23 protein-coding genes are annotated in these 23,233 nt (G+C 36.2%); 12 read left to right on the top strand and 11 right to left on the bottom strand.

The features are described from left to right. Positions 1 to 75: 75 nt before the first annotated feature. Positions 76 to 807, bottom strand: a complete 732-nt coding sequence (locus tag EGT34_RS00715) for a GntR family transcriptional regulator (protein ID WP_000883494.1) — start codon at positions 805 to 807, stop codon at positions 76 to 78. 111 nt (positions 808 to 918) lie between these two features. Between EGT34_RS00715 and EGT34_RS00710 the strand changes: the two genes are divergently transcribed. From EGT34_RS00710 to EGT34_RS00700, 3 genes are read left to right on the top strand one after another with little or no spacing between them, the layout of a single operon-like run. Continuing rightward, positions 919 to 2,208, top strand: a complete 1,290-nt coding sequence (locus EGT34_RS00710) for an SLC13 family permease (protein WP_000126038.1) — start codon at positions 919 to 921, stop codon at positions 2,206 to 2,208. A gap of 7 nt (positions 2,209 to 2,215) precedes the next feature. Continuing rightward, positions 2,216 to 3,028, top strand: coding sequence for an amidohydrolase family protein (locus EGT34_RS00705; RefSeq protein WP_024437457.1), 813 nt, complete (start codon positions 2,216 to 2,218; stop codon positions 3,026 to 3,028). Between the two features lie 9 nt (positions 3,029 to 3,037). Then, positions 3,038 to 4,378, top strand: coding sequence for an MFS transporter (locus tag EGT34_RS00700; protein WP_024437458.1), 1,341 nt, complete (start codon positions 3,038 to 3,040; stop codon positions 4,376 to 4,378). 83 nt (positions 4,379 to 4,461) lie between these two features. On the opposite strand, the gene EGT34_RS00695 is transcribed toward EGT34_RS00700, so the two are convergent. From EGT34_RS00695 to EGT34_RS00670, 6 genes are all read right to left on the bottom strand, one after another. Continuing rightward, on the bottom strand, positions 4,462 to 4,845 hold the full coding sequence (locus EGT34_RS00695) for a hypothetical protein (protein WP_000469446.1): 384 nt from the start codon (positions 4,843 to 4,845) through the stop codon (positions 4,462 to 4,464). Between the two features lie 38 nt (positions 4,846 to 4,883). Further along, positions 4,884 to 5,465: a hypothetical protein gene (locus EGT34_RS00690; protein ID WP_000746496.1), complete on the bottom strand. Its 582-nt coding sequence runs from the start codon at positions 5,463 to 5,465 to the stop codon at positions 4,884 to 4,886. Between the two features lie 654 nt (positions 5,466 to 6,119). After that, positions 6,120 to 6,260, bottom strand: coding sequence for a hypothetical protein (locus EGT34_RS00685; RefSeq protein ID WP_000770269.1), 141 nt, complete (start codon positions 6,258 to 6,260; stop codon positions 6,120 to 6,122). Positions 6,261 to 6,527: 267 nt separating this feature from the next. Further along, positions 6,528 to 6,845, bottom strand: coding sequence for a hypothetical protein (locus EGT34_RS00680; RefSeq protein WP_000721410.1), 318 nt, complete (start codon positions 6,843 to 6,845; stop codon positions 6,528 to 6,530). 202 nt (positions 6,846 to 7,047) lie between these two features. Further along, a complete protein-coding gene (locus tag EGT34_RS00675; protein ID WP_024437459.1) occupies positions 7,048 to 8,085 on the bottom strand; it encodes a hypothetical protein in 1,038 nt (345 codons plus the stop codon). 126 nt (positions 8,086 to 8,211) lie between these two features. After that, on the bottom strand, positions 8,212 to 8,769 hold the full coding sequence (locus EGT34_RS00670) for a TetR/AcrR family transcriptional regulator (RefSeq protein WP_024437460.1): 558 nt from the start codon (positions 8,767 to 8,769) through the stop codon (positions 8,212 to 8,214). Positions 8,770 to 9,680: 911 nt separating this feature from the next. On the opposite strand from EGT34_RS00670, the gene EGT34_RS00655 reads away from it, so the two are divergent. Next, on the top strand, positions 9,681 to 11,063 hold the full coding sequence (locus tag EGT34_RS00655; protein ID WP_024437461.1) for an amidohydrolase: 1,383 nt from the start codon (positions 9,681 to 9,683) through the stop codon (positions 11,061 to 11,063). A 262-nt stretch (positions 11,064 to 11,325) separates the two neighbouring features. After that, positions 11,326 to 12,006, top strand: a complete 681-nt coding sequence (locus EGT34_RS00650; RefSeq protein ID WP_024437364.1) for a hypothetical protein — start codon at positions 11,326 to 11,328, stop codon at positions 12,004 to 12,006. Between the two features lie 44 nt (positions 12,007 to 12,050). On the opposite strand, the gene EGT34_RS00645 is transcribed toward EGT34_RS00650, so the two are convergent. From EGT34_RS00645 to EGT34_RS00635, 3 genes are all read right to left on the bottom strand, one after another. After that, complete coding sequence (locus EGT34_RS00645) at positions 12,051 to 13,889, bottom strand: monovalent cation:proton antiporter-2 (CPA2) family protein (RefSeq protein WP_000093488.1); 1,839 nt, start codon at positions 13,887 to 13,889, stop codon at positions 12,051 to 12,053. Positions 13,890 to 14,124: 235 nt separating this feature from the next. Next, positions 14,125 to 15,567: a glucose/sorbosone family PQQ-dependent dehydrogenase gene (locus EGT34_RS00640; RefSeq protein ID WP_024437363.1), complete on the bottom strand. Its 1,443-nt coding sequence runs from the start codon at positions 15,565 to 15,567 to the stop codon at positions 14,125 to 14,127. A gap of 187 nt (positions 15,568 to 15,754) precedes the next feature. Next, positions 15,755 to 16,681: a LysR substrate-binding domain-containing protein gene (locus EGT34_RS00635; protein WP_000845355.1), complete on the bottom strand. Its 927-nt coding sequence runs from the start codon at positions 16,679 to 16,681 to the stop codon at positions 15,755 to 15,757. 152 nt (positions 16,682 to 16,833) lie between these two features. On the opposite strand from EGT34_RS00635, the gene EGT34_RS00630 reads away from it, so the two are divergent. The 6 genes from EGT34_RS00630 to EGT34_RS00605 all read left to right on the top strand — a co-directional run bounded on the left by EGT34_RS00630 (position 16,834) and on the right by EGT34_RS00605 (position 21,834). Next, positions 16,834 to 17,475 (top strand): hydrolase, encoded by a 642-nt coding sequence (locus EGT34_RS00630; protein ID WP_000200064.1) that lies wholly within the window; start codon positions 16,834 to 16,836, stop codon positions 17,473 to 17,475. Between the two features lie 39 nt (positions 17,476 to 17,514). Further along, positions 17,515 to 17,811 (top strand): putative quinol monooxygenase, encoded by a 297-nt coding sequence (locus EGT34_RS00625; protein WP_024437362.1) that lies wholly within the window; start codon positions 17,515 to 17,517, stop codon positions 17,809 to 17,811. 184 nt (positions 17,812 to 17,995) lie between these two features. Then, entirely contained in the window at positions 17,996 to 18,565 is a 570-nt protein-coding gene (locus EGT34_RS00620; RefSeq protein ID WP_000113715.1) for a TetR/AcrR family transcriptional regulator, read from the top strand. A gap of 138 nt (positions 18,566 to 18,703) precedes the next feature. Next, a complete protein-coding gene (locus tag EGT34_RS00615; RefSeq protein ID WP_005138975.1) occupies positions 18,704 to 19,723 on the top strand; it encodes an MBL fold metallo-hydrolase in 1,020 nt (339 codons plus the stop codon). Positions 19,724 to 19,921: 198 nt separating this feature from the next. Beyond that, entirely contained in the window at positions 19,922 to 20,470 is a 549-nt protein-coding gene (locus tag EGT34_RS00610; RefSeq protein ID WP_000323486.1) for an RrF2 family transcriptional regulator, read from the top strand. 158 nt (positions 20,471 to 20,628) lie between these two features. Continuing rightward, positions 20,629 to 21,834 carry an NAD(P)/FAD-dependent oxidoreductase gene (locus EGT34_RS00605; protein WP_024437361.1) on the top strand — a complete coding sequence of 402 codons (1,206 nt, stop codon included), beginning with the start codon at positions 20,629 to 20,631 and terminating at the stop codon, positions 21,832 to 21,834. 90 nt (positions 21,835 to 21,924) lie between these two features. On the opposite strand, the gene EGT34_RS00600 is transcribed toward EGT34_RS00605, so the two are convergent. After that, on the bottom strand, positions 21,925 to 22,617 hold the full coding sequence (locus tag EGT34_RS00600) for a type 1 glutamine amidotransferase domain-containing protein (protein WP_000044203.1): 693 nt from the start codon (positions 22,615 to 22,617) through the stop codon (positions 21,925 to 21,927). 152 nt (positions 22,618 to 22,769) lie between these two features. Here EGT34_RS00600 and EGT34_RS00595 point away from each other — a divergent pair, with 152 nt between their 5' ends. Next, positions 22,770 to 23,186 carry a MerR family transcriptional regulator gene (locus EGT34_RS00595; RefSeq protein WP_001026785.1) on the top strand — a complete coding sequence of 139 codons (417 nt, stop codon included), beginning with the start codon at positions 22,770 to 22,772 and terminating at the stop codon, positions 23,184 to 23,186. Positions 23,187 to 23,233: the final 47 nt, after the last annotated feature.

Below are 23,233 nucleotides of genomic sequence, written 5' to 3'. Positions count from 1 at the left end.
AAATGCTTAACTATAAAAGATAGTGAACCAGCTCTGCAGCTCAATAAGGAAATCTTTATTAAGCTGCATAAAGAATTAATTAATTGTTATTTCATAATGAAAATTATCGGCCAAACCATAAGACTCACGGTATTCGACCGCTACACCTTCAAGATTTTTTGCAATACGGCATACCTTCACTAAAGGGTCTTCAAGGTGATTATTTAAATAGCTATCTTTGATATTTTTCTCAAAAGTTAACCGTTCTGTTGCAGAAGAAACAAATTGACCGCAATGCTGATAATAAAAAGGATAAAGTAAGTTACCAAACTCAGCGATTGGAATTTCTTCAAGATTTTTAAATAAGCGTTCAGGTAGCCAGATTCTCTCACTTAATACAACGACATCTTCATGCTTACGGACACGCTCGATATAAAGCAACTTGTCAGTGTGCCCAAGCCCTAACTCGGCGTTTACTTCCGGTATTGCATCACACACTTCAACTTTTTTGATTTGTCCTTGTGGCTGAATGAACTCGCCTTTTTTATTACGTAATCTAAAAAAACGAATAAGCGAATTTTCAAAATTAGGTTGTTTGAGGAAAGTTCCTTTTCCTTGCTGTTTAACTAATAAGCCATCTTCAACCAGCCCTTCAACCGCCTTTCTAACAGTTCCTACCGATACGCTATACATTTGCGCAAGCTCTTGTTCACTTGGAATAGGCTCTTCAACTGTCCATTTTGACTGGATCAGTAGTTTTTGAAGTTCCCAACGGACCTTTTCATATCTTGGCAATTTAAAATTTTTAAATGCAGTCTCATCAAGCATTTGCGTTAAACATTATGAAATCGATTTGACAATATTAGCATAGTTCTGTGTAATACAAAAAACCAAACATATATATGTTTAGATGTTTATATATTTATCAAGGAAGATAATATGACTGCATTGATGCTGATGGCTTTAGCCGTATCGATAGGTTTAGGTTATAAAACGAAAATTAATATCGGATTTTTTACGATAGCGTTTGCCTACCTGATTGGTTGCTTTGGCATGGGTCTTAAACCTTCCGAAGTTATTGAATTATGGCCTGTCAAAATTTTCTTTATTATTTTATCTGTCACTCTGTTTTATAACTTTGCTTTGGCAAATGGCGCACTAGAGAAGCTTGCCAGCCATCTTCTATATAAATGCCGTAAGTTTCCTCAGTTTTTACCTTTAGCGATTTTTTTCGCAGCAACCATTATTGCTGGCCTAGGTGCTGGTTTTTATACAGTACTTGCCTTTATGGCACCCATTACACTGCTGCTGTGTAAAAAAACCAATATGAATATGATTATTGGTGGGATGGCTGCAAATTACGGCGCTTTAGCTGGCGCAAATTTTATGACATCGCAAAGTGGCATTATTTTCCGAAGCTTAATGGAAAATACTGGCATTAGCTCACAAACAGCTTTTTCATATAGCAGTGGCATTTTTATCTTAACTTTAATTATTCCAATTGCGGTGCTGGGAATTTACACCCTGTGGAATAGAAAAAGTAATTCAATTGTAATTGAAGATCAAAAGCCTGAGCCATTCGACAAAAAACAGAAACAATCTATTTTCCTTATTATTTTAATGATGTCGATTGTTTTAGTTTTTCCAATCTTGCATCTTGTTTTTCCCGATGTAAAAACGATTAGCTTTTTAAACTCCAAAATTGATATTGCCTTCCTTGCCATTACCTTCTCGCTCATTAGTTTACTTATGAAACTTGCCGATGAGAAAAAGGTCATTGCACTTGTACCTTGGGGAACACTGATCATGATTTGCGGTGTTGGTATGCTCATCGCATTAGGTGTGAAACTTGGCATTATTACTACCCTATCTGAATGGTTAGCAAACAATGTTCCTGTGTGGGTCATTCCAGTATTGTTATGTCTGATCAGTGCCATTATGTCTGTATTTTCAAGCACTCTAGGCGTGGTTGCTCCTACCTTATTTCCAATTGTTCCTGCGCTTGCACTTACCTCTGGCCTAAACCCACTAGTGCTGTTCATTTGTATTGTGGTTGGCGCTCAGTCTACAGCGATTTCTCCTTTCTCGTCTGGCGGTAGCCTCATTATGGCTTCAGCACCAGCAGACATCGACAAAACCAAATTCTTTAATCAACTGTTATTTAAAGCAATTCCTGTAGGAGTCATTGCCGCTTTAATCGCTATTTTCGCTTTAAAATTTGTAATGTGAGATGAAAATGAACTTTATAGATACACATGCACATGTTTTTTCGACTCAGGACCACAGTATCGAAACAGCACGTTATGCTCCTGATTATGAGGCAACTGTACAAAGTTTTATCTCTCATCTTGATGAACACAATTTCACGCATGGTGTTTTGGTTCAACCCAGCTTTTTGGGTACCAATAACCAAGCGATGTTAAACGCAATTCAGCAATACCCTGACCGTTTAAAAGGGATCGCCGTTGTTCAACATACGACGACTTTTGATGAGCTAGTGAATCTCAAGGCACAAGGCATCGTTGGTGTTCGTTTAAATCTATTCGGTCTTAACCTTCCTGCGCTAAATACGCCTGACTGGCAAAAATTTTTACGAAATGTAGAAAGCCTCAACTGGCAAGTTGAATTACACGCACCGCCTAAATATCTGGTTCAGCTTTTACCACAATTAAATGAATACAGCTTTGATGTCGTAATTGACCATTTTGGCCGAGTTGACCCTGTTAAGGGGATTGAAGATCCGGATTATCAGAAGTTTTTAAACTTACTTAACGTAAAACAGCACTGGATTAAAGTGTCCGGTTTCTACCGTTTGGGCACTACTCCAAACAACATAAATACGGCACAACAGGCCTATAACATTTTTAAAGAAAAAGGCTTTTTACACAAACTCATTTGGGGAAGTGATTGGCCACATACCCAACATGAATCCTTAATAACTTATGAAGATGCGATTAAAGCTTTTAAACAGATTGTGTTTGATAAACACGAGCAATGTTTAATTTTAAATCAGAACCCTACCGAGCTGTTTGGTTTCTCACGTACATAAGGAGTATGTATGAAAAATGATATATCTATATCGGAAGTAGAAAAGACAACGATCCGTAAACTTTCTTTTCGTATTCTTCCTTTCCTCATTCTTTGTTATTTCATCGCATATATTGATCGAGTGAATATTGGTTTCGCCGCTTTAACCATGAACCAAGAAATTGGTTTAACTGCTACTGCCTTTGGTTTCGGTGCAACATTATTTTTTATTGCATATGTCATATTTGAAATTCCAAGTAACATGGCAATGGAAAAGCTAGGTGCACGTATCTGGATTGCCAGAATTATGATTACTTGGGGAATTGTGGGTTGCTGTACCGCCTTCATTACCGGCCCAATTTCATATGCAATTTCACGCTTTTTACTTGGTGCTGCCGAAGCCGGATTTTTCCCAGGCGTATTACTATATTTAACACTATGGTTCCCTAAACGATATATGGCTCGAATTGTTGCCGTATTTATGGTTGCCATTCCTTTATCTAACTTTATTGGTTCACCATTATCTGCCTTACTGTTGGGCTTACATGGTTTACTGGGTTTAAGTGGATGGCAAGTGCTTTTAATACTTGAAGCATTACCTGCAATCCTTCTTGGTTTGTTATGCCTTGTATGGCTGCCGAATACCGCGAACAATGTGAAATGGTTAAATCAAGAAGAAAAGGACTGGTTATCAAGCACTTTAACTTTTGAAAAAAATCAATTGTTGAACTCTGAAAAACAAAACAGTGCCGAACAGAAAAAGAGTAAGTTCAAGTTGCTGATTACCAATAAATATTTATGGTTCTTTGCAATTATTTATGCAGGAAGTTCAGCAACCAGCAATATTTTATCGTTATGGATGCCTCAGATTTTAAAAGCCTTCCATTTAACTGCCATGCAGACGGGACTTTTAAATATGATTCCGTTTGGTTTAGCTGCCGCTTTCATGATTGTTTGGGGCGTACATGCCGATAAAAGTGGCAATAAGAGTCTCAACACAGCCATTCCATTATTTGTAACCAGTTTTGGTTTGCTCCTTACTATTTTTACTTCATCTTTAACCTTGAGCTTACTTTTATTCTCACTTGTTTTGATGGGTAACTATGCTATTAAAGGTCCTTTCTGGGCGTTGGTTTCTGAGCGCTTACCGCCTACTTTAGTGGCTGTAGGTATTGCAGCAGTGAACACCATTGCGCATATCGGTACTGGGCTTATGAACTCTATTATGGGTATTGTAAAAGATTATTCGGGTAGCTTCCCTATTTCTCTTTTACCGTTATGTATGCTTACATTTACGGGTGCCATGATTGCGTTGTATTTAGGAAGAAAACCGACATTGCCAAAAGCGCAAAAGGTTCAAAAAGCAGTTTAGGTTTTAGAAATAAAAGATTTAATCAAAAGAGACCATTAATGGTCTCTTTTTGATTTATAACAAATCTTAAAGACTAAGATGTATCAATGTTTTCCTATTCTTATACGAAAACTATGCGGGCTTACATCCGTAATTTTAATCGTATATAGATATTTAAGCTGTCCTTGATCTTTTCTCATATCAATTTCAACTATTCCATCAGCTTTTTCACCAGTTATATCAACCTTATAAGAGTAAGCTGGTCGCTTAGGGCTAGAATAATGGTCCGATCCAAAACTACGAATACTATAACTTTTAATTTCTCCAAATTTCTCGCTTATCGTTTTATCGGTATATATTACTAATTCAACTTTTTGAATATTTCTCTTATTGTTAATAATGAAATATGCCCCACCAAAAATAAGAAAAATTACAATTAATAAAGCGATGTTTCGCTTTTTCTTCAAATCTTTAAATTCTATAAACATGTTATTTTATGGTTACTTAGAAGAATCAATTATACAAACTATAATGGTTTAATAGACCAACTAACAAATTTAATTTCAATTGGTAGATTTGGATTTTTCCAAAGAGATTGTACTTGATCAACCTTCTTTAAATTTTCAACAGTACTTTTTCCTTTAACTTCAACAACTATATTCCCATTTTTTTCATTGTAGCTAACAGTTTGAATGTTTTTAAAATAATTTTTTACAAGCTTTAGTACTTTATTTATCTGAACTCTAGCCTCTTCTCTAGTTTCTTTAGCCCCGTATTGAATATCAATAGGCAGATCATCTTTAGAAATTGCTTTTCCTACTACTATATTTCGCTTTTCATTCTGGCCATAACCTTTGACTCTGACCACAATTTTATATGTAGGCAAGTTTTCAATATAAATACCAGCGATACGTCCTTTAAATTCTTCTTCAATAGCATCTAATGCAGAGTCTCGGTTAGCTTCTAAAAATAATGCTTTGTTTGCTTCTGCTGTGCTAACCCCATGCAATAAAGAATAACTACGGACGTCCTGCTCAATTCCTTCATTTGATGCAGCAAATGTACAAGATGATGAAATTAAAATTGTTAACGCTAATCTTTTTTTCATTTTTTACCTTCTGGTCAAAAAAATAAGATTTAAATATAACGATATATTGTTTATTTAAAAATGAATCAATATATAAGCGTGAACTACTTATCCATAAGTATTTTTTCAAAACACCTTCATTAAATATAATATTTATAAGAGAAAATTAAAAAATTACAATTCATAAAACAAAATCTTATGAACCGTTCATTTTGTTTATTTTTAAGTTAGCCGCACATACTAGCTATTATGCGTTTTGTTTTTTGGATCGATAACTATAGTGACTCTGTCTGGGCGAAATTCTTCTGTAACTGGCTCCCCAACATAAGCACTTCGGTAAACTCTCGCATTAGTAATCGAAAGAACCTGTTTTTCGGTTAAGTCAGTAATGAATTCCGCTTAAATAATTTTGTAAGTTTTGTTCACCAGTTCGATAATTTTCTATCATTTTTACATAAGCTTCGATTTTCTCTTTTCCTAATTTTTCAGCATATAAGAAGCAAGTAGAGCTTGAACAAAACAAGATAAGGATAATCGAAGATAATTTCATTTTTATTGGACGTAAAAATTCTTTAGATTTAAATTATAAATCAAAAGCTCTAGTCTTAATAAATACTATTCCAAAAAAAGCCCATCTTCCGATGAGCTTTTTATTTAATTAAGATTATAAATGCATTAGGCTTTAAATTCTGCTAACACAAAGTTTTTTACTATTTCATCGAAATTTGGTTTTAGTAGAGTTGGCTTGCTATTTTTTATAGTTTTATACCAATAACTCGCTGCAACTCCCATGCTAACCAAAGCTAACAATTTCATAGCTCACCTCACTTATTGGGAAGAGTGGAGTTTAAAGTATCATTCGAGTTTGTAGCGTTCTAACTCGTTTTAAAGAGGTTTCTGTATATTTTTTAAGCAATGTGTAATAAAAAAGCCCACATCTTTGTGAGCTTTTAAGCTTCAGAATGAAAATATCTTTATATTAATTCGAATCATATTAACTGTGGATTCTATAAATAACATAACAGAAAATAGTTTATTTGTAAGTTCATCCTTTCTACAAAGAATATTCCCCTTCTATTTAAGTTAGTCTTTACACTTAACTTTCAAAATCGCTGCTTTTGTACTCACCGGAATAATCATTCCTGAATTATAGGCAGTATGATGGTTTACAATTTTGTTATTACTATCTAACTCATCAAAGCCTTTATTCTTACATACTTCTTCCGCCTTAGTGATGAGCTTTGATCGTAAAGCATCCCTTGAACCAAATGCATTGCTTTGAGCATGAAGTTGATAAATTCCAGGATTTATCTCGGCTACGGTAGGTGGAAACATTTGCAGACAACCTGACAACATGAATGCAACTATGCCCAGAATACTTATTAATTTAATCTTTTTCATTTAACTGATCTTCAAAAATAATTAAGCAAAAATAAAGTTTAAAAATGATAATATAATTTCAATACTGTAAAAATCTTTACTCTTTCAAGTAAGCTTTATCCTCATGAGTTTTCTACTCAAGAATAACGATGAGTCTAATCCTAAAAAGACTAGACTCGATTCAAATTAAATTATCAATTTTAGAAATGAAATAATCTGAAAATTAATTCACTAAGCTCTGATTAATCAATGATTCAATTTTTTGAGAAGCAACTGAATTATAGTAAGTACATTCATTCTTTGCTTCTTCAATTGCGCTTTGGAAAGAAATTACATCCTCATAATTATTAAATGAATCAAGTGATCTTTCATAACCTGCAACAATACTATCAATTGAAGTGTTAGGATTCTTTTGCCAATAACCTGAAGCTAATTTATTGTCTATATTCATATAAACTGAAATCGTATAATACTTTGGATCATTTGCCTCGGTATTTAAATAAGCCCACTGTACATTGCCCCATTTTCCAGTAACGGCATTACTTCCAGCTAAAGAAATATAATTTGAAAGGTTATTAACACTAACACCATTAATAAAAGCCAAGCTGTCCGTATTTGTAATTACATAATAAGGTACTGAATAACTTGTTCTTTCAACCTGAAAACATTTCGCTCCTGCTGGAAATGTATTTTTCTTGGTTAAAGCTAAAAAATCTTTAAACTGATCACCAATAAGTTTTGGATGAAAAAATACACTTGTAGGAATTTTCTCTGCAAGAAGATTCCAATATACAGCGGTTCTGTCACTTATCCTGACATTTTTTAAATCAATCCAGCGCCCTTTCTCCTCTATAACAATATTTTTTAGACCATCTTTGTTATAAGGGGTTTTTCTAAGTGTCGTTCCATCTTGCGAAGTCGATCTCAAAATATAACGTCTATAACCCAATAGATACTTCGTCTCATCTGGTCTATAAAGGCCATCTGTACTTAACATTAAGCGTCCTATATCTGGTTCTGTACCTTTATCTAACTTAGGATAATCAGCATACCAAATATTTCCATTTCTTGAATTCTTTGTAATCTCAACAAATGTTGTATCAAATTGAATAGATCCCCATTTGTAAGAAGTAGTATTATCAAACTCTGTATTAAGAATTTCATCTTTTGTTGTGGCAACAGTATCGCTACTTCCTCCACCACCACAGCCCACTATAAGAGCTGAAAGTAGAAAAAGAAAAATAGTTTTATTAAGTGTCATCAAATTTACTCTTTTTTATTGAATGGTATAAAATACTTTTAAATATAATAATTTAAAATTTTATTATATGAAATAATTAATTCTCAGCTTTAACTTATTTAATAGCAGACGTGATAATAAAAACTATTAACGGCCCAACCTGCCAAAAAACCCCTCCACCACCATATCCCTTTCTTCCAAACTCTTTGAGCTTAAAATCTGGAACATCAAGCCATCAATTAGGTTTAAAACCAAATTGGCATCGGGTTTTAATGCATGGGTTTCTAAACTAAAAATAAGGTCAAAAATCTCATGAAGTAGCCATTTCCTATACTCAACCGCCATACGGTAAGCGCTCGCATACATATGTTTAATTTCGAAAAAGGCTTTAAGCAAAAGGTAATACAGGCTATTAAAGTTAACATGTAAGTTTATAATTTCTTTGAGTTTGTCCTTTGAAGTGCGATAACGGTTTGAGTAAATAATGGCAAGTACTTCTTCTTTCAGCAGGCTTTTTTGAAAAGCAATGCACATTTCAATTAACCGTTCTTTTGAGTGAAAGTAATTATAAAAAGTCGCCTTGGTTATTTTGGCTTCTTTAATAATTAGGTCTACGCCCGTCGTGTGAAAACCGTAAGTAACAAATAGGCGTATGGCAGTATGAATAACCTGTAATTTTTTGGAAGAAGTTTTTAAATTTCGCATAGTTTTACCGTTATAAATTCTTGTTGTTTCTAAAAGAGATTAAAAAGCCTGTGCCTTTTCTGGGAGAAAAAAAGGCACAGCAAAGCCGTAAAGACTGTGCTTGGCACATCTCAAGTTTTATTGTTACTAAGTTTTAGACGTAATGATTTAAAGCCTGAAAAGCCTATGGCTCATCAAACTGCTTTAAAATTTTAAGTTGTGTCGAGATAGATTTTGACAGTGACTGCCGATAATTTATGAATGTGCATAGCCAACTCCTTCTTTTGGGAGTTCTGCCAAAGCATTATAAATTATGGTGGCAGAACGGAAGCAGGTTGACGGACTGGGTAAGACTCCAGCACACCCGAAGGTGTCCCACTCCCGTCCTACCGCTACGGGAGGGAACGGGGTGTGCACATATGAGTATCCCTCAGAAGGAATAGCTCTGATGTGGTCTTACAAACTCGGTCCGTCAAAACCGACTGGCAATGTAGGCCAGCCCGCAAATGGTAATCTTCAATATTTGAGCTGTCAATGTGAAATTGGCTAGAAATTATTTAATTAATTATTGTTTTTCATTGTATTAGGTACTTTATCTAAACATTATATAAAGTAATATTGAACACTGTTTTATAAGTACAAGCTTCCGCCTCTATTTTTTCAAATGTTGTATACGCCAAGTCCCCTTATACGCCTATAAGCTTAACTTAATAAAAATGATTAAGAAGTATTAGATAAATATTGCATTTTTTTTAATAAATAAGCTATTTTTATATGCATAAAGTTGTATATACATGTTAGGTTGTGACTATACATATAAACCATACATAGCCCTAACGCCAAATACGCTTTATCACAAAATTTAATATTGAGAACCGGGCATTTTGTCCGTTTGTTCTCTTCTAAATAAGAACTGACTATTGAGGCAAAACATGGATTGTTTATTTAATAAATCTTTCAAAAAGATGATAAAAGGATTTCAAAAACTGGTGTTGGTGACACCCCTAGTCATTACCACCCAGACAAGTTTTGCCGATTGGATTAAAGATTCTGTTTCTAAAAATGAATTAAAAACTATTCAAATTCGCCATTATATTCATGAGCATCCAGAACTTGGGAACATGGAGTTCAACACTTCAAAATTAGTGCAAAATGAGTTGAAGTCTTATGGGATCGAAGTTCGAAAAGGTTTTGCAAAAACTGGTGTTATTGGAATCTTAAAAGGCGATCTGCCTGGTCCCGTTATGGCATTAAGAGCAGACATGGATGCCTTGCCCATCGAAGAAAAAACAAATTTGAGCTATGCAAGCAAAGTAAAAGCACAATATCAGGGTGAGTTACAACCTGTTATGCATGCATGCGGTCATGACGCACATACGGCTATGCTATTAGGTGCAGCAAAAATACTTGCAGAAAACAAGAATAGACTCGCGGGCACTGTTGTTTTTGTTTTCCAACCTTCTGAAGAAGGAGCTGCTGATTTGGCTGGTTTTAGCCAAGGTGACCAAATCGGCTCAAGAAAGATGATTACAGACGGCGCACTTAAAAAGCCAGAACCTGAAGTCATGTTTGGTATCCATGTCGTTTCAGGTATTCCAAGTGGCAGCATTTTCTATAAAGATGAAGCTATGCTTAATAGTGCTGATGAATTCCGCATTAAACTGACTGGACAGCAAGTCCATGCTTCTATGCCATGGGCTGGACGAGATCCAATTGTGGCATCTGCTGCCATTATTAATAATATTCAAACGATGATCAGTCGCCGTTCTGATCTTACTAAAGGTATGGCCGTGATAACGGTAGGACATATTTCCGGCGGAACTGCGGCCAACATTATTCCGAAAGAAGTTGATATGGAAGGTACTATTCGCACCAATAACGAAGATATCCGTCAAAATATTCTTCAACAATTGCCTGAAATGGTCACTCATACTGCGCTTGCAAACAATGTAAAAGCTGATATTGAACTCTCGCCTTATGCACCTGTAACTTATAACAATAAAATGTTAACTCAATTAATTTTGCCTACATTAGAAAATACGGTTGGTAAAAATAATTTGCATCGTATGGAGACTAATGCAAGTGCAAGTGACGACTTCGCACACTATGGCAAGCTTATGCCCTCGCTTTATATTTCACTCGGAGCGACTCCTAAAAATCAAGATATGAGTAAAGCAGCTCCTAATCATAGTCCAGAATTTATTGTAGATGATGCAACCTTAAAAACAGGTGTTGAGTCTCATATACGTTTTGTTATGGATTATCCTGCTATCGCTAGTCAGGTACAAAAAGCTTGGAGAGATGATAAGAAATAATTTTTATTAGTTAATCGCTTCACTCATTTTATATGGGTGTGAGCGATTAATATAAAAATATTAGATTTCTATTTATGAATCATAATTAAAATTATAAAAACAATGCATAAAAACAATAAATTACAAGAAAAACAATATTAAATTGATTTTATCAAAACAGCTATATTCTATATGAATATATAGTAAAAAATTATACAATATTGATACCTGTTTTTTAATGTTATTAATTAATCTCTTAACTAATAAAATAGGTAAAATTGTAATGTATAAATTTTTAGCACTTTCTTTTTTTAGTATAGGTCTGGTTGCTTGCAATAAAACTAGTGAGGATTCTGCATTATCTATAAATAATCAGGAATATATGCCGAAACACCAACTAACAGCTAATAAATATATTTATGAATACAACAATATTATTTATAACTTACCTAACAATCATGATCAAAAATCAATCAATTTAAAATTAAAAAAGTTATTAAATACTATGCCATCTAATGAAGATAATTTAGCCATTTTAAAAACTAAAAGGAAAATTCTTATTCGTCTAGGTTGTCTTGAACAAGCATATGCCATTACAGAAAAAATGTTAACGAAAGCTAATAATTCCAAGCTTCAAGAAACGCAATGTATTTTCTTAAAACGGATGAAAAAAGATATATCACTTATAAAGCAATGTTATGAAAAAACTGCGTCTAGCTATTTAAACGAAATAAACCTAATTCCTAAAGCACAGTTATGGTACCAATATGCATTATGGGGAAATTATGCGGCAATGTACCACGCTGGTCATAAAGAATATAAGTTTAAGTTACTCGAACTTATTAACTATCATAATAATGAAGATCATCGTTTAACGTACCGACAAATGTATGAAAGCGTAGTGAATCCGTCAATTTTACAAAAAAGAATCGACCGGATTCCTTATAGCCCTGAGTGTCGTTAACAACTCTTTAACCTCCAGATTTTCACCTAAAAATTTTGGAGCGTTTACCCATCCATATTTTCATTATCCGAAGCATCATCTTTATTTAAAATACGCCCTTCCTGTTTTGGCCGAATTAATGGTGCTGTTGGTCTCGGATGATGTGCATGCGTATATTGCATACCCGCTCCGGCATATACATCATCGGCGGCAATTTCAGTTTCAAAACGCTCATTGTCCAAATCCCGAATTTCTTCGGTAATTCGCTCTACCTCGTCTTCATCTACACCTAGCTCTTGTAAAATAACGCCCCCAAATTTAATGGCAGACTCAAAAGTTTCACGAATCATGTAGTCTACTTTTTGTTTGACTAAATGTAATGAATGCTCACGATCATATGAACGAACTAATAATTTTGCTAACGGAAATTCATGAGTCACAAGTTCTACAATTCTATTGGTAGTTTCTTTACTATCTACACATACTACAATTGCTTGTGCGGTTGCGGCTCCAGACGCATGTAGAATATCTAAACGGCAACCATCGCCATAATAGATTTTAAAACCAAATCTTTCAGCATTTCGGATCATGTCGGTATTATTATCAATAATGGTGACATCTACTCCTCTTGCCAACAATAATTGACTGGTTACCTGCCCAAATCGCCCGAAACCGATCATTAGAACATTACCAGTTAAACCCTCGGCAATATTGATGTTTTCTAATGAAACATTCGCCTTAGATTGAGTAAAACGCTTAAAAATAATACCTACAATTGGGGTTAGCACCATTGAAAGTACAACAATAGCAGTTAGGTTTGATTTAATAGTACTATCAATGACTTGTGCACTTAATGCGGCAGAAAAAAGTACAAAGGCAAACTCGCCACCTTGAGCCATCAATAAGGCACGATCTAAGGCCTCAGTATGAGAACTTTTAGTTAATCGCGCGACCATATAAATCATGATGGCTTTAGCAAACATGAGAGCAATTACGCTACTTACAATAAGCTGCCAGTTTTGAGCAACCACTGATAAATCCAGTGACATGCCAACCCCAAGGAAAAAGAGGCCTAACAGGATTCCACGGAAAGGTTCAATATCAGCTTCAATTTGATGCCTAAAGGTAGATTCAGATAGCAACACACCAGCCAAGAAAGCGCCCATTGCCATAGTCAAACCGCTCACTTGCATGAGCAATGCCGCACCCAATACCACCAGCAAAGCGGCAGCTGTCATCACTTCTCTTGCTTTAGCGGCAGCCAAGATTCTAAATAATGGATTAAGTAACCAATGCCCTGCTGCAATAAGACCCGCAATGGCCAATAAACCAATTCCTATATTTTCTAAACGTACCGATGTGCTTTCGACCACATGATTCGGTGCCATAAAAGCAACAATAGCCAGCAATGGCACTATCAATAAATCTTCAAATAATAAGATGGCTACAATTTTTTGCCCGCGAGGCTGAGTTAAGTCACCACGATCGCCCAGTAGTTGCATCACAATAGCAGTCGATGTTAATACAAACCCTGCTGCGCCGATAAAAGCAACTTGCCACGTAAAACCAAATAGCAAACCTACGCCTGTTAATGCCACAGCACAGCTTATGATTTGTAGTGTTCCTAGCCCAAAAATTTCCCGTCGTAGACTCCATAAATGTGATGGCTGCATTTCGAGACCAATCACAAATAGGTACATCACAATGCCCAACTCAGCAATATGTAAGATTGCGGTGGAATCTTGGAAAAATGCAAAACCGAAAGGGCCAATAATCAGACCCGCAATGAGATAACCTAATACCGAACCTAAACCAATACGTTTAAAAATAGGGACTGCAATTACCGCGGCCGCCAATAAAACTACAGGGGCAATCAAGCTAATTGAATGTGCTTCTGAACTCATATACTACTCATCTTTTGATTTATCTTTTTGTATTTATTTAAATTCTCACCCTCTCCTTGCTGTAAATTAAACGTAATTTCCTATATAAAAAAGCACGCCTTTCATTCTTAGTAACTTATAAAAAGTACTTTTTAAATATTATTAGGCACCCTCTACAACTAGTTAAAAAGCCCGATAACCTTATATAGATATACAAAAGAATCTAAAGGAATACCTTTAGATTCTTGTCATTATTTTACTTAGCTTTATAGGTAAACTTAATTAAAGCCCCTGGGTTTTCCAACTGGTTTGTAACGGAACCATCATCTTTTTGAACATTACCTTCCGGATCAGTTAAGACATATAAAGTATTCCCTTCAGGGTTTGCAATAACATCACGATAGCGATTGTTACTCTTGAACATCGGAATAGCATCATCATAGGTCGTGCTATATGTCTGATCCATCTTAATACGGAAAATAACCCCACGTTTTAAAGATGGAACAAGCAAAGTATTTTCCCAACCAGGAATTGCTTTTTTACCGCCCGTATAAACATAAGCCGAAGATGGAGCTACCGTTGGCCAGCAGATATAAGTCATATCGCCACACATCGGGTCGTTATAGTTATAAGTATCCTGAACGGTAAATAAGGTCTTCAAAGGTGCAATAAAGTTTTTACCAGTCCATTCAGACTCTTTTGTTACTGGAACACCCGCTGCTACTTTTATGCCGTTTTGTCCTAAGTCTTTAATTTGAGATTTATTGGTTGCGGCTGAATAGTTTGCATAGGCATAACCACTGTCATCTTTATAGCCTGCCACATTAGGCCAACCGTAGTTCCCGCCCTTAACAACCAAATTAATTTCATCGTCAGAATTTGGGCCTTGCTCAGCTTGTAAAAGCTTACCATTTGGTGCAAATGCCAAACCTTGTGGGTTACGATGACCTAGTGTGTAAACATGACTTGTAACACCATTAAAACTTGGGTTATCACGAGGAATACTACCATCCAAATTTAAACGCAGGACTTTACCAGAATAGGCATGGAAGTCTTTATTCTTTAATTCTTGTTGGGTTGGAAGACTTTGGGCATAGTTAGGCTCAAACAAATACGTTAACTGGTTATGGCCTTGGTCACCCAAAGTGTAATAAATCTTATGGTCCGGTCCAATCACTAAACGACCAGCCTGATGGTCTTTAGAAGAAGGTAACCCTGCTAATAAATCAACTGGGTTTTGTAAGGTATCTGTTGATTTATTATAGGTGTATCTTCTAATAATTGTCTGATTTGGAGAGTTCTTGTCTGTTGCCTGAGGATTTTTAAAAGTTCCAGAGATATAAATATATGGGTTATTTTTAAAATCAGGATGAAATGCAAAACCTAATAAGCCGTTTTGTGCATGCGGATCATTAATAATACCAGGTACTTGAAATATTGTTTTAACTGCACCTGTTTCCGGATTTACTCGTAAGATTTTGCCTGTCACAAGTTCAGTCAACCAAATCTGGTTATCCGGTCCCCAGACTAAAGCATGAGGTTTATTTAAATTTGATAAAAGAACCTTTTTTTCAAAATTTTCAGTTTTTGCTTTTGCAAATTGCGCTGGAGTTAAGGGAACATCAGCCAATGCATTAGACATTGTAAAAAGCTGGACCGAACCTAAAAAAGCAATGTTTAGTAATAAGTGTTTATTCATAATTTTCACCGTATTCAAAGTTAATGCTTTCGTTTTTAGCACTTTAGTCTGTAGTTAAACTTTCATTATTATGAAATTATCAAAAACCGAATAAAATCCATATTAATGAGACACACTATCTCAAAAATGACTTAATCTTGAGTTGAAGACCAAATCTCATTAAGAACAAATTCACTTGTCTTGAATATTATTCAAAACCGGGTCTTTCATTAATAAGTGTTTCGAACTCCTCCGATAAAAAATCTAATAGTGCTCGAACGCTTGGCAATAGTCCTTTTCGCGAGGGGTAAACTGCATGCATAATGCTATTTTTTAATTCCCAATTTGGCATTAAATTAATTAATTCACCACGCTCAATTTCTTTATAAATCAGGGCAAAAGGTAATTGAGCAATCCCAACTCCTCTTAATACCGCATCTCGTACACCAATCATGTCGTTCACAATCAAACGTGGCGTATGTATAACTTTTTCGATTTTACCATTCTCTCGGCTGTATAGTGTCCATATACTTTTTTGTTCCGAGTTACCTAACCCAATTGAAGGATAACCACATAGATCTAATGGGGTTTCGGGCATACCATGTTGCTGGACCAGCTCACAATGCCCCACTATACATTGCGGATTTTTTGCAAAAATCTTCATGACCTGATCGGAATCTTCCAAGGGCGGAAATCTAATTCTTAACGCGATATCTATTCCGTCATTTAACAGGTCAATATTCTTATTGGTTACTTCAAGATGAATATTAACTTGGGGATACAACCTCATAAATTTTGAAATCATATCTGCAATGTGGTCATATAACCATGCAGGCGGGCAACTGACTCTTATTACCCCACAAGGTTCTGCCTGATTTCTTTCAATGACTTGCTGTGCAGCTTCTGCACCTAAAATCATATTTTGGCATTGATGATAGTATTCTCGTCCTAACTCGGTTACATCAAATTGACGAGTATTTCTATTGATTAATCTTACCCCTAACCTTTCTTCTAATAATAAAATGCGGCGGCTTAACTTAGATTTTGGAATATCAATTTCGCGACTAGCAGAAGCAAACCCTCCATGTTGTACAACTTTTACAAAATAATAAAGATCATTTAAATCTGTTTTCATGCAATTACCACTGTTTCAATTTTAGGATTCTTTAGCCTAATTTTGTGTAGTTCCGTCCTTTCTCACTTAATTATATAGTTCATAAGTGACCAAACTTATGGCACAAAAATAATATTTGTATTATTTAATTATATTTAATAAAGGTGAAAAAAATGACTAGTGAAAACATCCGTGACCCAAAACAAGATCATCTTTTAACTCCAGAAAACTCTGCTTTTATTGTCATTGATTATCAACCGGTTCAAGTAAACTCAATTGCTTCGATGGATCGTCAACTGTTGATTAATAATATTGTAGGCACGGCAAAAGCTGCCATTGTTTATAATTTGCCAATTATCCATTCAACCGTAAATGTTAAGACTGGTTTAAATAAACCACCGATTCCACAATTGAGTAAGGTTTTGAAAGATTACCCTACCTATGACCGTACAAGTATTAACTCTTGGGAAGATACCGAATTTAAAGAAGCCGTAAAAGCAACAGGCCGTAGAAAACTCATTATGACAGCGCTTTGGACTGAAGCTTGCTTAACATTTCCTGCACTAGACGCCCTAGCTGAAGGATATGAAGTATATGTTGTGGTAGATGCTGTAGGTGGTACTTCTGTTGCAGCGCATGAAGCTGCTCTACGCCGTATTGAACAAGCTGGCGGCAAAATGATCAGTGTTGCTCAGTTATTCTGTGAACTGCAACGTGATTGGAAACGCTCAGAAACTGTACCTCAATTTATGAAATTATTTATTGAGACTGGTGGTACAGCGGGTATCCAATTCTCTTACGACAAAGCTGAATAAAAGTTTTGTATTGTCCCTATTCAAAGGATACACATCAAAATGAGTGCTGTTTATTTAGTAGTGGGACTTCGAGCAAAACCAGAAAAGATTGATCAGGTCAGAAGTGATCTTATTGATGTGGTAGCTCCATCCCGCAAAGAAAGCGGCTGTATCACTTATGAATTATTCCAAGATCAAAATGATCCTAGTCTATTTATATTTTATGAACATTGGGCTAGTGAAAAAGATCAGGAACATCATCATAATTTTGGACCACATATCCAAAACTTTCAAAAAGAAGGCATGGGTAACGTTGAAAAAATAGAATTTTTTCATCGGCTTCAAGCGCTGGCTTAGTATCAATTTAAATTATTAAATTTTTAATCTTTTGTACCTCCTTTTAAGGAGGTACTTTTATTTAAAATAAAGAAAGACCGTCAATTTTTTTATTGAAACCCCTTCGTTAAGAGCTTTTTATTTAGCTTGCATTATTTCCATTTTTATTTATGATTGAGTAATCACTCAATTATTTTATTTGTATATGGCTCGTCCTCGTAGTGAAGATAAACGTAATGCAATTTTAAGCGCTGCTATCGAAACATTGGCAGAGCTTGGCGAGCGTGCGTCTACCTCAAAAATTGCCAAAGTTGCTGGCGTAGCAGAAGGTACTTTATTTACCTATTTTAGTAATAAAGAAGAACTGCTTAACCAATTATATCTTTCACTAAAGGCTGAACTACGTCAGGTGATGATGCTTAGTTACCCCACTAACGCTGACCTGCAAACACAAATGTCGCACATTTGGCAAAGCTATTTGGACTGGAGTTTAGAAGCTCCCCTTAAACGTAAAGTGATGGCGCAGCTTTCAACATCGGAACAAATTACTGAGCAAAGTAAACAAATTGGTATGCAAACCTTTTGTGACCTCACCCAAAACATTCAAGAATGTATTAACGATGGCAAATTAAGAGATTACCCGCCGTTATTTATTGCTTCAATTTTAGGTGCGCTTGCCGAAGTTACCCTCAATTTTATTGCCCAAGACCCTTCTCAAGCCGAGCGTTACCGCAAATCTGGTTTTGAAGCATTTTGGCATGCAGTTTCAATATAGACTAAAGTAAGGATGCACGGCGTCCTTATTTTTAAATCAATTAATGAGTGAGTAAATACTCATTTAAATGAATCGAAATAAGCACTTAATTCAAGTTCTTATTTGCACATTAGGTTTGTTCCAATAAGGAAAAATAAGATGACTATTTCAAATACAACAGACTTATCTTCTCCCCTAATGCCATCTCAACAACACAATGGCAAATTTAGAAATACACGTCCAAACCAACACCAGCCTTCTTTTGGCAAAACGCTTCAACTCATGTGGAAGTTTCTATTTAACAAACCTAAAGACACTGTTCCAAACACCGCAATTCCTGTTTTAAGTTTGTCAAAAGAACAATTATTAAGTGCGCCTGACCGGTCTCTATTTCGTTTGGGCCACTCAACCATTTTGTTAAAACTGCAAAATGAGTTTTGGTTAACCGACCCTGTTTTTTCGGAGCGTGCCTCACCTTTTCAATGGATTGGTCCAAAACGTTTTCACCAACCACCGATTAGTATTGCAAACTTACCACCCATTAAAGGCGTGATTTTGTCGCATAACCACTACGACCATCTAGACTACCATGCGGTCATGGAGCTTAACGATAAAGTTGAGCATTTCTTAACACCACTTGGTGTAGGCGACACCCTTATTAAATGGGGAATTCCAGCAGAAAAGGTTCAGCAGCTCGACTGGTGGGATACCACACATGTAGATGGACTCGAACTGGTGGCTACCCCTGCCCATCATTTTTCAGGCCGTGGAATGGGTGATAGCAATGCGACGCTTTGGGCGTCGTGGGTGATTATTGATAACGACTTACGTGTATTTTTTAGCGGTGATACGGGATATTTTGACGGTTTTAAAGAGATTGGACATCGTTACGGTCCTTTCGATCTGACCATGTTAGAAACTGGTGCTTACGACCCCGAATGGCCCGATGTTCATATGCAACCAGAGCAAACTTTACAAGCACATCTCGATTTAAAAGGACGTCATTTGTTGCCTATCCATAACGGTACTTTCGACTTGGCGCTTCATGCTTGGGACGATCCTTTTGAACGTATCGTCGCTTTGGCTCAACAAAATAATTTAGCGATTAGCACACCGCAAATGGGTGAATTATTGAACTTAGAGGAACCAAATATTGAAAATTATTGGTGGCGTTCGTAAGTTTTTCGATAATTTTTTAAATTATTTATCCTATTAAATTTCAATTTAAAGGTATTTAAATTCAGTTATATACCCTACACATCTAGCCTCAATACCACTTCCAAATAAAACTAGGACTAACTTTATCCTAGTTTTATTATTGACTTAAAACGCAGACTACATTAGTCTGTGTTTATAGTTGATCAATTATGAAATTAAATGGCTTATATCACTAGTAGCGTCGAGTATGCGATTCACTGTCTTCTTTTTCTTGTGAACAATGAAGATAAACCTTTGAGTAGTAAGGATCTTGCTGAATTACAAGGAGTCTCTCCGAGTTTTATGGCTAAGATTTTTCCTAAACTTGAAAAGGCAGGACTTGTAGTTGCACAAGAAGGTGTTCGCGGCGGCTATTTACTGGCTCGATCTGCTCACGAAATCAGCTTTTTAGATATCGTGAATGCAATTGAGGGTGAAAAACCGCTTTTTGAGTGTCAAGAAGTTCGCGGTAAATGTGCAGTCTTTAACAATGCCCCACCAGATTGGGCAACCAGTGGTGTGTGTGCCGTACATGCTGTCATGCTACAAGCCGAAAAAGCTATGCGAGACGCATTAGGTGCTCATACACTTGGCGATATTGCAGACCGTTTTGGCCGTTATGCCCCCGACGTATTTTTTAGTGATGTAAATGGTTGGATCAATGAACGCATTGAAGGAAGAACAGCAAAAATGCGGAAAAGTAAAATATCGCGGGATACTCCCGACTAATGAGCTAATAACCCTCAAATACTAAAGTAAAACATCCCTAATCCGTTTTAAACGCCTTCTCAGATTTTTTCGGACAATCAGAGAATGGATTCGCTCACCCTAAATTTTATGATGAGCTGGAACGTGTTGTCCGAAAAATCGATCAAAAGGATAATCCAATGAGTAAGCGTATTATTATTGCTGGTTCTGGCTTTGCAGGTTTATGGGCTGCACTCGCTGCACAAAGAGCAATCCATTTAGCATCACAAGAACAAAACATTGAAGTGATGATGGTTTCCCCTAGTCCAAATGTCGGGATTCGTCCTCGTCTTTATGAGGCCGTGCTTGAAAACATGAACCCTGATATTTCAGAGTTATTAAGTGTGGTGGGAGTTAAATTTCTGGCAGGTTGGGTAAATAAAATTGATTCAAACCAACAGACCATCGAAGTTGCAACCACCGATGGTAACAAACAAAATTTAAGCTATGACCGTTTTGTTCTGGCAACTGGAAGTACGACTTTTATGCCACCTATACCAGGTCTAAAAGAATATGGATTTAGCGTAAATACATTAGAAGATGCTGAAAAACTAGATCATCATCTTAAAAACTTAGCCACTAGACCTGCAAATGCAGCTCGTAATACTGTAGTCGTTGCTGGTGGTGGTCTTACTGGGTTAGAAACCGTGACCGAAATGCCTGAACGTTTGCGTAGCATTTTAGGTGAAACTGATGTCCGTGTGGTTTTGGTTGACTCCTCAACAGAAATTGGTGCAGCAATGGGCGACCAAGCTGCTAGTGTTATTCGAGAAGCCCTTAGCGAACTCGGTGTTGAAGGTAAAGCTGGGCTAAGAGTTACTGCGCTAGATGCCACTGGCGTAACGCTTTCTAACGGCGAAAAAATTGAAACAGAGACCGTGATTTGGACTGCCGGTATGCGGGCTAATCCACTCACCTCTCAAATTGCTGGTGAAAAAGATAATTTAGGTCGTTTGATTGGGGATACTTATTTACATGCACCTGAAGCAAAAAACATTTTTGTGACTGGTGACACTGTAAAAGTTCCAACCGATGATTTAGGCAATTTTAATGTGATGTCGTGCCAGCATGCTATGAGCTTAGGCCGTGTGGCGGGTTATAACGCTGCGGCAGAATTGGTTGATTTACCACTTCATCCATACAGCCAACCAAAGTATGTCACTTGTGTTGACTTAGGTCCTTGGGGCGCACTTTATACCGAAGGTTGGGATCGACAAGTTCAATTTGTGCGTAAAGAAGCGAAAAAAATTAAACAGGAAATTAATACTGTATGGATTTATCCACCAGTGGCAGACCGTGAAGCAGTTTTTGCAATAGCAAACCCTGATTTTGTGATTGTTCCTTAAGCTTAATTTTTGCACCAATCCATTTATTTAAAACCCTAAAAGCAAGCCCATCGCTGTTTTGCTTTTAGGGTTTATATTTGAATCATTAAATTATGACTTTTCTAGCTCTTCTATTATCGCTAAAGCCGTCTTTTTAGCTGAAAACGGGTTTTGCCCCGTAATTAACTTACCGTCTTGAACCACGTATGGTGCAAAAGGAATAAAAGCCTTTTCATAACGAGCACCATATTCTTTCGCTAACTCTTCGGCATTATATGGCACTTTTTTTGCCACCCCTGCCAAAACTTCTTCACTCCATGCAAAGCCTGTTAACTTTTTGCCTTTTATAAGTCGTTCACCATTTGAAAGTCTGACATTGAGTAAACCGCAATAACCATGACAAACACTTGAAACAATACCGCCTTTTTCATAAATATTTTTGGTGATTTCTTGCAGTTCAGGGTTATCTAAAAAATCCCACATCACACCGTGACCACCCGTATAGTAGATCACGTCATAATCTTGCCAATTAATATCGGAAGGCTTAAAAGTATTTGCCAGCAGCGTAATAAAAGCTTGATCTTTTTCTCGGTCTTTAACAGATTTATCCGCCACCAAAGGCACAAGCGATTTTGGTTCAATTGGAGTTTTTCCACCATTTGGACTCACAATATCTTGTATATAGCCTTGCTTTTCAAACTCATCATAAGCATGGGTGAGCTCACCTAACCACAGTCCTGTTTGTTGATCTACATCCTTATAGCGTGAAACATTGGTCACGATGTGTAATATACGTTTAGACATTTTCTCACCTCATTCTTCTTTATAGTTCTATCTTTTATCAATCAAAGCATAGAAAGTTGTTACTGAAAACGTGTGCTTGGTAAAGTTATGAACCTTGCTTTTATGTTACTATAAGTCTAAAGTTAGCTTGAATGTCAAGAGAGTATGTGGCTATGAATATTAGCGAGTTATCAAAACTAAGTGGTTTAAGTACCCCTACAATTCGTTATTACGAGCAAATCAAACTCTTACCCAAAGCCAAAAGGAAATCGAATGGCTATCGTGAATATACCGATAACGATTTGAAACAACTTTCTTTAATTCAGCAAGCTCAGCAAGTCGGGTTTTCTTTAGCAGAAATTAAAGCATTTTTGCCCTCGAAAGTTGCTGTTTGGGACCATGATGCCCTTATTCAAACGATTGAAACCAAAATTCAGGAAATAGAGCTTTTAGAACAAAAGCTAAAAATCAGTAAGCAAAACTTACATACCATGATTGATGCAATCAACAACAAACCTGATGAAATTACATGTGAGCAAAATGCAGAACGTCTTATGAATCTGTATTTTGACAAGGTAAAAACACCCTAGTTTTTAAGTTCAAAAGGAGTTAAGGCTTCTCACATTGAAACTATGAT

It is taken from the genome of Acinetobacter sp. FDAARGOS_558, from assembly GCF_003937785.1.
Lineage (GTDB): Bacteria > Pseudomonadota > Gammaproteobacteria > Pseudomonadales > Moraxellaceae > Acinetobacter > Acinetobacter baumannii.
Note: the sequence above shows the minus strand (reverse complement) of the source record. Positions and strands in the feature narration are given on the sequence as shown.